The 12,852-nt window shown below is 72.2% G+C and carries 15 protein-coding genes; 5 read left to right on the forward strand and 10 right to left on the reverse strand.

Annotated elements, in window-relative coordinates; genetic code table 11:
- Nucleotides 1–132 precede the first annotated feature (132 nt).
- Genes ACFUUZ_RS30670 through ACFUUZ_RS30680 form a run of 3 tightly spaced genes read left to right on the forward strand, consistent with a single transcriptional unit; the run spans nt 133 to nt 1,738 of the window.
- Nucleotides 133–465: a YbaB/EbfC family nucleoid-associated protein gene (locus tag ACFUUZ_RS30670; RefSeq protein ID WP_378702354.1), complete on the forward strand. Its 333-nt coding sequence runs from the start codon at nt 133–135 to the stop codon at nt 463–465.
- A gap of 9 nt (nt 466–474) precedes the next feature.
- Nucleotides 475–1,083, forward strand: a complete 609-nt coding sequence (gene recR, locus ACFUUZ_RS30675) for a recombination mediator RecR (RefSeq protein ID WP_067648243.1) — start codon at nt 475–477, stop codon at nt 1,081–1,083.
- A gap of 43 nt (nt 1,084–1,126) precedes the next feature.
- Nucleotides 1,127–1,738 carry a LysE family translocator gene (locus ACFUUZ_RS30680; RefSeq protein ID WP_378702356.1) on the forward strand — a complete coding sequence of 204 codons (612 nt, stop codon included), beginning with the start codon at nt 1,127–1,129 and terminating at the stop codon, nt 1,736–1,738.
- Between the two features lie 4 nt (nt 1,739–1,742).
- On the opposite strand, the gene ACFUUZ_RS30685 is transcribed toward ACFUUZ_RS30680, so the two are convergent.
- The 7 genes from ACFUUZ_RS30685 to ACFUUZ_RS30715 form a co-directional block, all read right to left on the reverse strand.
- Nucleotides 1,743–2,387 carry a hypothetical protein gene (locus ACFUUZ_RS30685; RefSeq protein ID WP_378702358.1) on the reverse strand — a complete coding sequence of 215 codons (645 nt, stop codon included), beginning with the start codon at nt 2,385–2,387 and terminating at the stop codon, nt 1,743–1,745.
- Complete coding sequence (locus ACFUUZ_RS30690; RefSeq protein WP_378702360.1) at nt 2,384–2,590, reverse strand: hypothetical protein; 207 nt, start codon at nt 2,588–2,590, stop codon at nt 2,384–2,386. Before ACFUUZ_RS30690 ends, ACFUUZ_RS30685 begins: the two co-directional genes overlap by 4 nt.
- A gap of 36 nt (nt 2,591–2,626) precedes the next feature.
- Nucleotides 2,627–3,328: a type 1 glutamine amidotransferase gene (locus ACFUUZ_RS30695; RefSeq protein ID WP_378702362.1), complete on the reverse strand. Its 702-nt coding sequence runs from the start codon at nt 3,326–3,328 to the stop codon at nt 2,627–2,629.
- Nucleotides 3,325–4,560: a MurT ligase domain-containing protein gene (locus ACFUUZ_RS30700; RefSeq protein ID WP_378702364.1), complete on the reverse strand. Its 1,236-nt coding sequence runs from the start codon at nt 4,558–4,560 to the stop codon at nt 3,325–3,327. The genes ACFUUZ_RS30695 and ACFUUZ_RS30700 overlap by 4 nt, the downstream gene beginning before the upstream one ends.
- 57 nt (nt 4,561–4,617) lie before the next feature.
- Nucleotides 4,618–5,241 carry a pyridoxamine 5'-phosphate oxidase family protein gene (locus tag ACFUUZ_RS30705; protein WP_378702366.1) on the reverse strand — a complete coding sequence of 208 codons (624 nt, stop codon included), beginning with the start codon at nt 5,239–5,241 and terminating at the stop codon, nt 4,618–4,620.
- A gap of 20 nt (nt 5,242–5,261) precedes the next feature.
- Nucleotides 5,262–7,019: an FAD-dependent oxidoreductase gene (locus ACFUUZ_RS30710; RefSeq protein WP_378702368.1), complete on the reverse strand. Its 1,758-nt coding sequence runs from the start codon at nt 7,017–7,019 to the stop codon at nt 5,262–5,264.
- Between the two features lie 412 nt (nt 7,020–7,431).
- Nucleotides 7,432–8,370: an EamA family transporter gene (locus ACFUUZ_RS30715; RefSeq protein WP_378702369.1), complete on the reverse strand. Its 939-nt coding sequence runs from the start codon at nt 8,368–8,370 to the stop codon at nt 7,432–7,434.
- Between the two features lie 90 nt (nt 8,371–8,460).
- On the opposite strand from ACFUUZ_RS30715, the gene ACFUUZ_RS30720 reads away from it, so the two are divergent.
- Nucleotides 8,461–9,405 carry a LysR family transcriptional regulator gene (locus ACFUUZ_RS30720; protein ID WP_378702377.1) on the forward strand — a complete coding sequence of 315 codons (945 nt, stop codon included), beginning with the start codon at nt 8,461–8,463 and terminating at the stop codon, nt 9,403–9,405.
- On the forward strand, nt 9,402–10,076 hold the full coding sequence (locus ACFUUZ_RS30725) for a dienelactone hydrolase family protein (protein WP_378702370.1): 675 nt from the start codon (nt 9,402–9,404) through the stop codon (nt 10,074–10,076). The genes ACFUUZ_RS30720 and ACFUUZ_RS30725 overlap by 4 nt, the downstream gene beginning before the upstream one ends.
- Here the strand turns inward: ACFUUZ_RS30725 and ACFUUZ_RS30730 are convergent.
- From ACFUUZ_RS30730 to ACFUUZ_RS30740, 3 genes are read right to left on the reverse strand one after another with little or no spacing between them, the layout of a single operon-like run.
- Nucleotides 10,073–10,453, reverse strand: coding sequence for a hypothetical protein (locus ACFUUZ_RS30730; RefSeq protein WP_378702371.1), 381 nt, complete (start codon nt 10,451–10,453; stop codon nt 10,073–10,075). The two genes, ACFUUZ_RS30725 and ACFUUZ_RS30730, sit on opposite strands and share 4 nt — an antisense overlap.
- Before the next feature lie 8 nt (nt 10,454–10,461).
- A complete protein-coding gene (locus tag ACFUUZ_RS30735; protein ID WP_378702373.1) occupies nt 10,462–10,980 on the reverse strand; it encodes a DUF3558 domain-containing protein in 519 nt (172 codons plus the stop codon).
- A 22-nt stretch (nt 10,981–11,002) separates the two neighbouring features.
- The gene (locus tag ACFUUZ_RS30740) at nt 11,003–12,688 is read right to left on the reverse strand and encodes an AAA family ATPase (RefSeq protein ID WP_378702375.1); all 1,686 of its coding nucleotides are present in this window, start codon (nt 12,686–12,688) and stop codon (nt 11,003–11,005) included.
- Between the last annotated feature and the right edge of the window lie 164 nt (nt 12,689–12,852).

The raw sequence follows: 12,852 nt of genomic DNA on the forward strand, positions 1-12,852 counted from the left end.
CCTAGACAGCTCCACTTCACTACCGGGGGCCTTCACCTGTCACATCGACTCACCCACGTGGGGCAGGACAACCTCCCTGGACATCACAACTAGTCTGGTCGGTGACGTTCCCGCCCGCAGGAAGGACTTTTCGTGCAACCCGATGGCCAGTTCGACATGCAGCAGCTCCTCGCGCAAGCGCAGCAGATGCAGCAGGCGGTGATGGAGGCGCAGGCCGAGATCGCGGCCTCCGAGGTGCAGGGCCAGGCAGGCGGTGGCCTGGTGCGGGTCACCATCAAGGCCTCCGGCGAGGTGGTCGCGCTGACCATCGACCCCAAGGTCGTCGACCCGGAGGACGTCGAGGGGCTGCAGGACCTGGTGATCGGCGCGGTCAACGACGCCATGGCCAATGCGCAGCAGCTGGCGGCCGATCGACTCGGCCCGCTCTCCGGCGGCTTCGGCGGCGGCCAGCTGCCCGGGCTGTAGAGGCCGCAGGTGTACGAAGGCCCGGTCCAGGACCTGATCGACGAGCTGGGCAGGCTGCCTGGTGTCGGTCCGAAGAGCGCGCAGCGCATCGCCTTCCACCTGCTCGGCGTCGAGGCGCCGGAGATCGACCGGCTGCAGGCGGCGCTGCAGAAGGTGCGCGACGGCGTGCGCTTCTGCGCCGAGTGCGGCACCGTCTCCGACGGCGAGCTCTGCCGCATCTGCGTCGACCCGCGCCGCGACCGCACCATGATCTGCGTGGTCGAGGAGCCCAAGGACGTGCAGGCGATCGAGCGCACCCGCGAGTTCCGCGGCCGCTACCACGTGCTCGGCGGCGCGCTCGACCCGCTCAACGGCGTCGGGCCGGACCAGCTCCGGATCCGCCAGCTGCTCGCCCGCATCGGCAACCAGCGGGACGGGGTCGACGTCAGCGAGGTCATCATCGCGACCGACCCCAATACCGAGGGCGAGGCCACGGCCACCTACCTGGTCCGCATGCTGCGCGACTTTCCCGGCCTCTCGGTGACCAGGCTGGCGTCGGGGCTGCCCATGGGCGGCGACCTCGAGTTCGCCGACGAGCTCACCCTGGGCCGCGCCCTCTCCGGCCGCCGCGCGCTCTGATCGGGGCTGGTGCCCCGCGGGCCGGTGGATTAGCCTGCGGGCAATGGGGATCGAATTCCTGCTGACCACCCTGATCATCGCGGCGACGCCGGGGACAGGGGTGCTGTTCACGGTGGCAGCCGGGCTGGCGCGCGGCGCGCGGGCATCGGTGGTCGCCGCCTTCGGCTGCACGCTGGGGGTGGTCCCGCACGTGCTGGCCGCGGTCACCGGGCTGGCGGCGCTGCTGCACACCAGCGCCGTCGCCTTCCAGGCGGTGAAGTACCTCGGCGTCGCCTACCTGCTCTACCTGGCCTGGAGCACGCTGCGGGACCGCGGCGCACTGGCGCTGCCCGAGGAGGGCGCGGCGCCGTCGGCGCGCCGGGTGATCGGCTCCGCGGTGCTGCTGAACCTGCTCAACCCCAAGCTGACGCTCTTCTTCGTCGCTTTCCTGCCGCAGTTCGTCCCGCTCGACGCCGCGGACGCGCACCTGGCCATGCTCGCCGCGGGCGGGGTGTTCATGGCGGTCACCTTCGCGGTGTTCACCGGCTACGGGCTCGGCGCCGCCGCCATGCGCGCGAACGTGCTGGCCCGGCCGCGCGTGGTCACCTGGCTGCGCCGCGCCTTCGGCACCTCGTTCCTGCTGCTGGCGGGCAGGCTCGCGGTGCAGGACCGCTGAGTCCTCAGAGCTCGACCGGGGCCCAGGTGACCCGGTCGAAGCCGGCGCGCTCGCCGCGGGCCCAGCCCCAGATGAGTTCGGCGACGGTGGCTGCGTCCTGCATCGAGGTGCCGAAGTGGCGGTCGGGGGCGCCGTCGCGGTACTCCAGGGTGTACTCGCCGGACTCCTCGCGGTAGGTCTGGATGTAGTCGTTCGGGCCGCGGTCGACCACCAGGTACGGGTTCGGCGCGGCCAGCCCGGCGACCCACTCGCGCGCCAGCTGCTCGGTGAGGTAGGGGAATTCGCCCGCGCCGCCGTGGCTGACGGGGAGCGGGAGGTGCCCGGCCGGGTCGATGAGCCAGCCGAGCTGCGGGTCGAGCAGCGCGTACCCGCGCGGGGTCGCGAGCTCGAAGAGCAGGGCGCGGCCGAAGCCGATGGCGTCGTACGGCAGCGCCACCGGCAGCGTCGCGCCGGTCGCGTGCCCGCCGACGGGGGACACGCTGAGGAACGAATCGTCCTCGGGCAGCTCCCCGTTGCGCCGGTTCAGCTCGGCCGCGATCTCGGCGACGGCGGGCGCCTCCGGCCTGCCCTCCTGGGCGTCCAGGTACTCCTCCGCCTCCGGCACCGTCGACGCGACACCCGAGGGCAGCAGGACCAGGTCGTAGCTCACCCGGCGAGCCTACCGAGGCCGCGCGGCAGGCAGGCGCAGCCACCCGCGAGGTCGCTGCACTCCACCACGAAGGCGTGCCGCACCACCTCGAACTCGACGCAGCCGCTCTCGGTGCACTCGGCGACCCGCCCGGCGTGCCCGATCAGCGTCCCGTGGCAGTGATCCGTTCCGGCCGCGCAGGCCGGGCATGCGTTCGCTCCCATGTGCTCCGGTCTACCACCGGCCACCGACAGCGTGGTTCAGGCGCGCAGCCGCTCCCGGCGCAGCTGCTCCACCTCGGGCAGCGGCAGCGGCGGCAGCTCGTCCACGCCGAGCGCGCGGCAGAGCAGCAGGTCGGCCAGCTCCGGGTTGCGGGCCAGCGCGGGGCCGTGCATGTAGGTGCCGATCACCGAGCCGTGCACCACGCCCTCCAGCCCGTCCCCGACGCCGTTGCCGACGCCGCGGGTCACCCTGGCCAGCCCGGCGGCGTCGCCGCCGAGCTTGGTCCCGCCCCTGTGGTTCTCGAAGCCGGTGAGCGGCGCGGTGAGCCCGGGCAGCGTCGGTGCGGTGGTGACCTCGCCGATGGCCCGCTTCTCCTGCGGCGCGGTGGTGACGTCGATCATCCCGACGCCGTCGACCCGCTCGCCGGTCGAGGTCTCGTACCAGTGCCCGAGCACCTGGATGGCGGCGCAGATGGCCAGCACCGGCGTGCCCTTCGCGGCCGCCTCCTGGAGCCCGGGGTAGCGCTGCAGGTGCCGGGTGGCGAGCCGCTGCGCGGAGTCCTCGGCGCCGCCGAGGGTGTAGATGTCGAGCGAGTTCGGCACCGGGTCGGCGAGCGTGATCTCCACGATCTCGGCGTCCTGGCCGCGCATCCGCAGCCGCTGCCGCAGCACGAGGGCATTGCCGCCGTCGCCGTAGGTCCCCATCACATCGGGCAGCACCAGCCCGATCCGCACCGTCACGAGACGTCCTCCAGATCGCGGTTGAGATCGCGGAACGCGGTGTAGTTTGCCAGCACCTCGACCTTGCCCGCCGGGCAGGAGGCGATGGCCCGCACCGGGTCGGCGACGGTGGTGTGCTCCACGCCCGCGTAGGTGAGCCGCACCGCGAGATCGGTGGCGCGCTCGCCCGCGGCCACCACCTGGACCCCCTCGAAGTGCTCGAACCGCACGTCCCAGAGCCAGGAGAGGTCCTCGCCGTCCGGCACCTGCCCGTTCACCGCGATCACCAGCCCGGCCGAGCTGTGGTCGATCATGGAGAGCGCCTCCTGCCAGCCCGCCGGATTCTTGGCCAGCAGCAGCCGGGCGGCGTGCTCGCCGACCTGCACGGTCCGGTACCGCCCGGCGATCTCGCGCACGGTGCCCGCGGCCGCGGCCGCCTGCGCCGCGTCGGCGCCGAGCGCCACCGCCGCCGCGACCGCCTGCGCGGCATTGCCGCGGTTGGCCCGGCCGGGCAGCGCGAGGGTGAGCGGGAGCCGCAGGTCGTCCGGGCCGCGCAGCCCGGTGTCGTCCAGCCACCACTGCGGCTCGGGGCGCTCGAAGTCGGCGCCGGTGCTGCGCCAGTGCGCGCCCTCCCAGACGATCGGCTCGCCGCTGCGCGGGCAGCTGGTGGCATCCATCGACCAGCCGCTGCCCGCCGCCACCCAGACCACGTTGGGGTGGTCGTAGGCGATCGAGGTGACCAGCACGTCGTCGCAGTTCGCGATGACGACGGTGTCCGGGTGCCGCGCCAGCCCGGCGCGCAGCCTGCGCTCGATCATGTTGATCTCGCCGACCCGGTCCAGCTGGTCGCGGCTCAGGTTGAGCAGCACCACCGCCTCCGGGTTCAGCGCGTCGGTGACGTGCGGCAGGTGCAGCTCGTCCACCTCGATCGCGGCCAGCGGCGCGGTGCGCTGCGTGCTCAGCGCGGCCACGATCCCCGCGTCCATGTTCGCGCCATCGGCCTGGGTGGCGACGCTGCCGAGCGTGCTCAGCGCCGCGGTGGTCATCCTGGTGGTGGTGGACTTGCCGTTGGTGCCGGTGATCAGCACGGTCCGCTTGCCGCGGCCCAGCTGGTCCATGAGCGAGCCGTCGATCTTCAGGGCGATCAGCCCGCCGATCATCGACCCCTTGCCGCGTCCCGCCTTCTGCGAGGCCCACGACGCGAGCGCCGCCGCCCGCAGGGCGAGCCGCCCGCGCACCGAAATATCCGCCATCCCGGTGAGTCTAGGGGGCGCACCGGAGCCGCTCGCGCCGAGTGAGCCCGGCCACCCTCAGCCCTGGTACAGCTTCTGCCCGTAGACCTCGGGGGAGTAGTAGTGCTCCAGCTCCTCGACCGATTCGGTGACCCCGCTCTGCACCTCTTTCACCAGCCGGGCGGCGCTGGGCAGGGTGTCCTCCGGCCACTGCTCCGGCTGCCACAGCCCACTGCGCAGGAACGCCTTGGCGCAGTGGAAGAAGATCTGTTCGATCGCCACCTCGACCGCGAGGATCGGCCGGTGGCCGCGCACTACCATGTCGTCGAAGTAGGGCGCGTCCCGCAGCAGCCGCGCCGAGCCGTTGACCCGCAGCGTCTCGTTCCGGCCTGGGATCAGGAAGATCAACCCCACGTGCGGGTTGACCAGGATGTTCCGGTACCCGTCCGCCCGCCGGTTGCCCGGCCGCTCCGGCACCGCGATGGTGTGGTCGTCCAGCACCCGCACGAACCCGGGCGGGTCGCCCTTCGGCGAGGCGTCGCAGTTGCCCGCAGCGTCGCTGGTGCACAGCACGACGAACGGGCTGAGCCCGATCCACTCCCGATCGCGCGGGTGCAGCGCGGGCCGATCCTTGTTCGCCGCACGGGGATTCACCTCGCCGAGCAGTTCCCGCAGCTCGGCCTCGTCCGTGATCTCGCCCATGGGTTCGATTGAAGCACCGCTCAGGGCGTGGCGTCGAACATATTCGGCAGCCCCGAAGCGTATCGATCGGCGTCCATCGACCGCAGGGGCTCGAGCTCCGGCGAGCGCCAGAGCGTGAAGAGCGGGCAGCGCGGCGCGTCCGACCCGGCCACGTCGAGCAGCGCGTTCACCGCGCGCCGCGCCGATTCGTTGGCCCCCTCCATGGTGGCGAGGTCGATGTCGGTGCGCACGTAGTCGCCGGCGAGGAAGAGGTTCTCCAGCGGCCCGTGCGGCTCCGGGCGGGCATCCCACGACCCGGCGGTGTTGATCAGCAGCGGGTCGGCATTGGTGTTGCGGCCGCGCTCGGCGTTCCAGCTGATGCCGGGGTCGAGGAACCAGGAGTGCAGGTCGGCGTCGCGCAGCACCTCGCCGCCGTCGTTCAGGTGGGTGCGCATCTGCGCCCAGACCTCGCGGGCGATCTCCTCCGGGCTGCACTGCTCGGCGGGCTTGCCGTAGAGGATGCCCGGCGTGTGCCAGTCGGAGATGTCCACCGAGAGGCAGTCGCCGACCGTGCCGTCGCCGTACTCGGGCAGCTTGCGCCGCCACACCTGGTTCTGGTTGATCGAGGTCAGCGCCCACGGCGCGTCCACGAAGGCGGCGTGGCCGCGGACGATGTCGACCGGGGTGCGCAGGTAGTACTGGATGCCGTTCATCCAGTCCACCACCAGCCGGTCCATCGCCTGCAGCTGCGGCCAGACCGCGAGCACGTCCGCGGTCCAGAGCGTGCGGGCCTGCTCGGCGGGGAGCGCGACCACCACGTAGTCCGCCTCCACCGTCTGCGTACCCGCCGGGCCGCTGACCCTGGCCCCGCTGATCCTGCGGTCCCGCACCTCCAGCCCGCGCACCTCGCTGCCCAGCTCCAGCCGGACGCCGAGCGAGCGCAGGTGCGCCAGCCACGGGTCGATCCAGGTCGCGTTGGTCGGGCCGTTCAGCGCGCGGTCGAGCGGGCCGTCCGCGGCGACCTCGAGCGGGTTGCCGAGGAACTGCTCGCCCATGGTGCCGATGGTGCGCACGCTGGCCAGGTCCTCCTTCGCCGCGACCAGCAGGCTGGTCAGCGCGCGGGAGAGCAGCGCGCGGAACTCGTGCGAGCGGGCGTGCCCCCGCACGTAGTCGAACCAGGAGGCGTACTCCCACTGGCCGAGCCTGCGCGCGTCGCAGCTGGTGTTGAAGACGAGCAGCCGGTTGGCGAAGAACAGCGCCTCGTCGTCGGTCATCCTGGTGGCCGCGGTGATCGCGCCGCTGACCGTCTCGCGGAAGGTGTCCGGGGTCAGCGCGACCGGCGCCCGCGCGCCGAGCGGCACCCGGATGTCGGCGCCGTCCGCGCGGGCCAGCCGCATCTCGGTCATCCCGATCAGGTTGTCCCGCACGCCGCCCGCATTGCCGGGGAACGGGATGCGCCGCATGGTGTCCGGGACGTGCCGGTAGAAGCCGGGGAAGAAGCGGAAGCCGTGCTCACCAGGGAGCCCCGGCCTGCCGTCCGTCCCGCTGCCAGGCACCGGCATGCTGCGCGCCTTGCCGCCCCACGCCCGCTTCTCGTACACGGTGACCTCGAAGCCGCGCTCGGCGAGCTCGTGCGCCGCGGTCAGCCCCGCGACCCCGCCGCCGAAGACCGCGACCCGCCTGCCCGGATTCGCGAAGGCCGGAACCGGCGCCGCCCCCGCGATGGCCCCCGCCACCCCCGCCGTTACCGTGCCCCTGAGGAGGGTCCTGCGCGACACGGTCGACCGCTGTTCTGTCATACGTGTTCTGCTGCCTCATATTTCGGGTCCACCACGATCGGCGGCCCTGCTCGTGTTCGAACCTGCGCACGGCGGGCCGCCCACCGCGCGCGCCGTGCCCCGGCCGCCGCCCCGGCGGACTCGGGCGCCTGCGACAGTACCGGGGCCGGTCCCCGCCCGTGCGGCGACGGGGGCGATTGCCGGAACTTCGCTTGAACGAGGGTCGTTTCAGATCGGCGTGGTCAGGGAGTTGGCCGGTCATTCGCCGATTTCGGTGCAAGGGGGGTTGCGTGCTGCCGGTCACCCGGGCGCGGCTCATTCCGGATCCGCGGTCTCGCGCGCCCGGGGCCGTGGCCCCGAGTCCGGGGGCGTACCCCGCGCCCGATCGGGCGTGCTCGTGCCGGCTCGGCCCGCGCTCGCGCTCAACGGCCGCTCATGTCGTGCCCGCCACCATCACCCGCGGGGTCGCCGGTGCGGGCGTGGCGACAGCCGATGGCCCGCGCACGATGGTCGCCGCACCGGCGCCCGCGATCACCACCAGCGCGCCGAGCACCGCCAGCCCGCTCGGCCGCTCGCCGAGCACCGCCCACGCCGCGCTCATGCCGACCACCGGCACCAGCAGCGAGTACGGTGCCACCGAGCTCGCCTGGTAGCGGCTCATCAGGTAGGTCCACAGCCCCGACCCGACCAGCGTGCCCAGCACGACGATGTAGCCGAGCCCGGCCAGCGCGAGCAGCCCGTCGCCGGTGAAACTCGTTGCCAGCGACTGTATCCCGGCGCCGGGACCCTCGGCCGCGAAAGAAAGCGCGAGCATCGGCAGCGGCGGGATCACCGTCATCCACATGGTCAGGTGCAGCGGGTTCACCCCCGGCGAGTCGGTGGTGGCGAAGCGGGTGCCGATATTGCCGAAGGCCCAGCCGAGCCCGGCCGCCAGGGTGAGCAGCACCGGCAGCAGCCCCGCGTTCGGCAGCTGGTCCCACCCGATCAGCCCCATGCCGAGCAGCGCCGCCGCGATCCCCGCCGCCTGCACCGGCCGCAGCCGCTCCCTGGCGACCAGCGCCCCGAGCAGCACGGTGAACGGCGCCGACGACTGCAGCACCAGCGCCGCCAACCCGGTCGGCATGCCGATCCGCATGGCGGTGAAGAGGAACGCGAACTGCGCGATCCCGAACCCGCCGCCGTAGAGCAGCAGCCAGCGCGGCCGCACCCCCGGCCACGGCACGAACAGCAGCACCGGCACCGCGATCACCGCGAAGCGGAGGGCGACGAAGAAGAAGGGCGGGAAGTGGTCCAGCCCCACCCGGATGGCCAGGAAGTTCAGCCCCCAGAGCAGGACGACGGTCAATCCGAGCAGGCGGTCACGAGCGGTCACGGTTCCCATGCTGGGCGCGCGCATTGTGCAGAACAATCGAATTGTTCCGAACTATATCGGTAGCATTACTTCATGGTTGACGGTGCGCCGATGGCCCCCGAGCGGCTCCGGGTGCTGCGCGAACTCGCCGACCGCGGCACCATCGCGGCCGTCGCCGCGGCGCTGCACAGCACCCCGTCCGCGGTGTCGCAGCAGCTCAAGGTGCTGGCCAGGGAGGCGGGGGTGCCGCTGCTCGAGCCCGCGGGGCGGCGGGTCCGGCTGACCGACGCGGGCCGGGCGCTCGTGCTCCGCGCCGACGAGGTGCTCGCCGCGCTCGACCGCGCCGCCGCCGAGATGGCGCGATACCGCGGCACCGCGCGCGGGCGGGTCCGGGTGGCGCTCTTCCCCTCCGGCGCCGCGCTGCTGCTGCCGCGGGTGCTGGCCGCGCTCGCCGACAGCGCCGTCGACCTGATCGCCAGCGACGAGGACCTGCCGCCCACCGAGGTGCAGCGGCTGCTCGCCGACTACGACGTTGTACTCACGCACCGCGACGAACGCGCCGCCTCGGTCGCGGGCCCGCGGGTGCGCGCCATCCCGCTCATGCGCGAACCCACCGACGTGGTCGTCGCCCCCGGCCACCGGCTCGCGCACCGCGCCGCCGTCGACCCCGCCGAACTCGCCGACGAGACCTGGGTGAGCGTGCGCGGCGGCTTCCCTGTCGACGACGTGCTCCGCTCGATCGCCACCGTCACCGGTGTGCAGCCGCGCATCACGCAGCGGCTCAACGACTTCCGGGTGATCGAGAGCCTGGTCGCGGCGGGGTACGCGATCGCGCTCATGCCGCGCTGGGCGGTGGCGCACCCCGACCTGGTCGCGCTGCGGCTCAGCGGCGTCCGCGCCGCCCGGCGCTACGAGCTCGCGCTGCGCCCCGACACCGAGCGCACCCCCGCGGTCGCCGCCGTCCTCGCCGCCTTCGCCGCCGCCGCGCATGCCGTGGCGGGCCCGGACCCGCTACAGTCCGGGGCGGACGGCCCGGACCCGATGGAGCAGCCATGACCGAACTCGACGACGGCTACCTGGCCGTCCCCACCGGCCCCGGCCCTTTCCCCGGCGTCGTCGTCCTGCACGATGCCTTCGGCCTCACCGGAGAGCTGCGCCGCGTCACCGACCACCTCGCCGCCAACGGCTACCTCGCCCTCGGCCCCCGGCTCTACCGCCGCGGGCTCTGCGTCCAGCAGGTCTTCCGCGGGCTGCTGCGCGACACCGGCCCGGTCTTCGACCAGATCCAGCGGGCCCGCGACGCCCTCGCCGCTCGCCCCGACTGCACCGGGCGGGTCGGTGTCATCGGGTTCTGCATGGGTGGGCGGTTCGCCATCGTCACCGGGGGAAGGGGGATGTTCGACGCCGCCTCGGTCAACTACGGCATGCTCTTCCCCGGCAAGCCCGTCGACCACCTGCTCACCGCGCCCTGCCCGGTCGTCGCCAGCTACGGTGACCGGGACCCCTACGTCGCCACCGCCGACACCGAGCGCTACCGCGACTCCCTGCAGTCAGCGGGCGTCCCGGTGGACTTCGAGATCTACCCCGGAGCCAGCCACTCCTTCTTCCAGGACTACTCCGGAGTCCCCGGCCTCTACATGAAGGTCATGGGCACCACCCACGACCCCGACGTCTCCGCCGACGCCTGGAACCGTATCTTCGCCTTCTTCACCGAGCACCTGAGTTAGGTGCTCCTCCCGATATTCGCGGTGTTTCCCTCTTCGGTGGCGGTATAGGCCGCGCCCGCCTTACGGAACATGTCGGCCATGGCCTGCACGGTCTCGATGTGCTGGCCGAGGGCGTCGCGCATCGAGCCGGAGCCGGCGCCGCCCATCGAAAGCTCCTCGAACTTGCGGCCGAGGGCCTGAGCCGACCCCAGGATTCCGAATGCGTCTGCGCGCGTGAGATCTTCAGTTCGGAATTGAAGATCCCGCAGTGTCTGGACATATCGATCACATTCTGCGGCGCATGCTTCGGCCGTTCCGCTGAGGAGTATCAGTCGCCCCCCGGTCGCTTCTCCAGCCAGAGTGGCGAATTCGTCTCGCGCTTGCCTTTGCTCGGTCATTGCACGACCTATCGAGGGATGGACTGATCTGCCGAGCGGGCGGCACGCAGGACGATCTCGCAGGGATCAGGTAGTTCAGCCAGGGTGACGTCTTTGCTGACCAAGAATTGGATGGTGCCCTGCGATGTCGGATAGGCGACGCTGCAGTTGCCCGGTGGTGTCTCTCTGCCTTCGGCGAAAGTCACTGCCTGTCTGCCTGCCAGATCCGCTTCGCGGAAATCCTTGAAGTAGTCATTTGCTCGGAACTCATCGATGGTCTTGGTCGTTGCGAAAATGCGCAGCGCGTAGCGGTCCGCGAGCCAGCGGCAGCCAACCCACCCCGTGCGGGGAGTACCGAACGGATTATCGTTCTTCGATGCCGGGTCAGCGCCTGCGGCGACGACCACACCATCCGGCACGACGCACGGATTGAACAGGGCTTCCGGCGCGATCGAGGACGGCGTGGCCGACCCTTCGGTACTCGACTCGCACCCCGCCGTCACCGGCACCAGCGCAAGCGCGAAAAACAGCGCCCAACGACCCCGCATCGCATCCCCCTTCGTTGAAAACCTACCCCGGCCCCTGCCGATACTGCTGCGCCGCAATGTAACCGAAATCATCCGCCACCATCGCCGCCAACTCGAGCAACGCCCGCCGAGTCGGCTTGGACACCAACTCCAGGTCGATCTCCGCCCCTTCGGCGAGGTGGTCGTCGAAGGGGACGACCTGCACGGCCCGCGTGCGGTCGAGGAAGAGGCGGCGCAGCTGGTCGAGGTCGACGGTGGAGGCGCCGCGGCGGGAGGCGTTGACCACCACGACCGTCCGCTCTACGAGCTTGCTGTGCCCGTGGTGGTCCAGCCAGTCGAGGGTGGCGGAGGCGCTGCGGGCGCCGTCGATGGCGGGGGAGGTGACGAGGACCAGGGAGCTGGCCATGTCGAGCACGCCCGCCATGGCGGAGTGCATGAGGCCGGTGCCGCAGTCGGTGAGGATGATGTTGTAGAAGGACTGCAGGATGCCGATGGCCTTGCGGTAGTCGGCTTCGCTGAACGCCTCGGAGACGGCGGGGTCCTGCTCGCTGGCGAGCACCTCGAGCCTGCTCGGCGCCTGCGAGGTGTGCGCCCTGACGTCCGAGTAGCGGGTGATGTGCTGGTCTTCGAGCAGGTTGCGCACGGTGGAGCGGGTCTGCCGCGGCACCCGGTGCGCGAGCGTGCCGAGGTCGGGGTTGGCGTCGATGGCGATCACCCGGTCGCCGCGCATGGAGGCGAAGGTGGAGCCGAGGCCGACGGTGGTCGTGGTCTTGCCGACGCCGCCCTTGAGCGAGAGGATCGCGATCCGGTAGTCGCCGCGGACCGGCTGGTTCACCCGGTCGAAGAGCTCACGGTAGACCAGGTCGGCGGAGGACTCGCCGGGGTTGATCATGCCGCCGGAGACCTTGTGCACGGCCCGGCGCCAGCCGCTGCGCGGCGCTCGGCGGGCCCGCTTGAGCAGGTTGAGGTCGTTCACCGAGTGGCCGGGCTGCCCGGGGGCGAGCACGTGCTGCGGCTGGAAGGGTTGCGGAGCACCCTGCTGCCAGCCGGGGCCAGGGCCACCGGGGCCGAGACCACCGGGGCCGGGACTACCGAGACCAGGGCCACCGGGAACGGGGGCACCGGGACCACCGGGGCCGAAACCCTGCTGCGGCGGCATCCCCGGCGGCAGACCGTACCCCTGCGGCCCGGGCGCACCGGGCAGCCCGGGCTGCTGCGGCGGCTGGTAGGAGGGCTGCTGCGGCGGCGGGGGCGGCGCCCAGCTGTAGATCGGCCCGCTCGACGGCTCCGGCGCGGGCTCGACCGCCCGCCGGGGCAGCCCGTCCGGGCCGATGTTCCCGTAAGTCGTTCCGCCCCCGAGGTTGTCGGGCTGCACGGGGTGCGAATCACTGCGCTGCGCCTGGGCGAACTGCCCGGAGCCGTACGCGTCACCGGGCGGCGGCGGGGGCGCGAAACCTTCGGCGCCACCCTGGCCTTCGGGGAAACCCGTCGGCGTGAAGCTCACCGTCTGCTCCGGCGTGAACCCGCCGGGGGACGGCTCCGCACTCGACTCCGCGGTGAACCCGCTCGCTGCTTCCGCGGCCGCACCGCTGGACGCCTCCGCCGCACCGGATTCCGGCGCGGCATCCGTGCGCTCGCCCGCCGAATCGTCGCGGTCGGCATCGGCCGGATCCGTCGAAGGACTCTGCAGCCAGGGCGGCGAAGTCGGGTTGTGGTCGTTCGTGGTCACAATTCCCCCATCTGCTCGGTTTCTCGAGCAGAGAGCTCGGCCTGATTGCGAATCCACGCTAGCACGGTGGAGTTGGCCCCGCGCTGCGGTGTCGAGCCGCCCCGCACACCGGCCACACTCCGATGAACAGCAGGTGACGATAGGAAACGGGTGCGGTTCCGGCG

It is taken from the genome of Nocardia sp. NPDC057353, from assembly GCF_042667085.1.
In the GTDB taxonomy this organism is placed as follows: domain Bacteria; phylum Actinomycetota; class Actinomycetes; order Mycobacteriales; family Mycobacteriaceae; genus Nocardia.

What these genes read in the sequence shown, in the direction of transcription:
- ACFUUZ_RS30725 (WP_378702370.1), top strand. Translation starts at nt 9,402, where the DNA reads ATGACCGAACTCGACGACGGCTACCTGGCCGTCCCCACCGGCCCCGGC.
- ACFUUZ_RS30705 (WP_378702366.1), bottom strand. Translation starts at nt 5,241, where the DNA reads ATGGGCGAGATCACGGACGAGGCCGAGCTGCGGGAACTGCTCGGCGAG.
- ACFUUZ_RS30710 (WP_378702368.1), bottom strand. Translation starts at nt 7,019, where the DNA reads ATGACAGAACAGCGGTCGACCGTGTCGCGCAGGACCCTCCTCAGGGGC.
- ACFUUZ_RS30730 (WP_378702371.1), bottom strand. Translation starts at nt 10,453, where the DNA reads ATGACCGAGCAAAGGCAAGCGCGAGACGAATTCGCCACTCTGGCTGGA.
- ACFUUZ_RS30700 (WP_378702364.1), bottom strand. Translation starts at nt 4,560, where the DNA reads ATGGCGGATATTTCGGTGCGCGGGCGGCTCGCCCTGCGGGCGGCGGCG.
- ACFUUZ_RS30690 (WP_378702360.1), bottom strand. Translation starts at nt 2,590, where the DNA reads ATGGGAGCGAACGCATGCCCGGCCTGCGCGGCCGGAACGGATCACTGC.
- ACFUUZ_RS30680 (WP_378702356.1), top strand. Translation starts at nt 1,127, where the DNA reads ATGGGGATCGAATTCCTGCTGACCACCCTGATCATCGCGGCGACGCCG.
- ACFUUZ_RS30720 (WP_378702377.1), top strand. Translation starts at nt 8,461, where the DNA reads ATGGCCCCCGAGCGGCTCCGGGTGCTGCGCGAACTCGCCGACCGCGGC.
- ACFUUZ_RS30735 (WP_378702373.1), bottom strand. Translation starts at nt 10,980, where the DNA reads ATGCGGGGTCGTTGGGCGCTGTTTTTCGCGCTTGCGCTGGTGCCGGTG.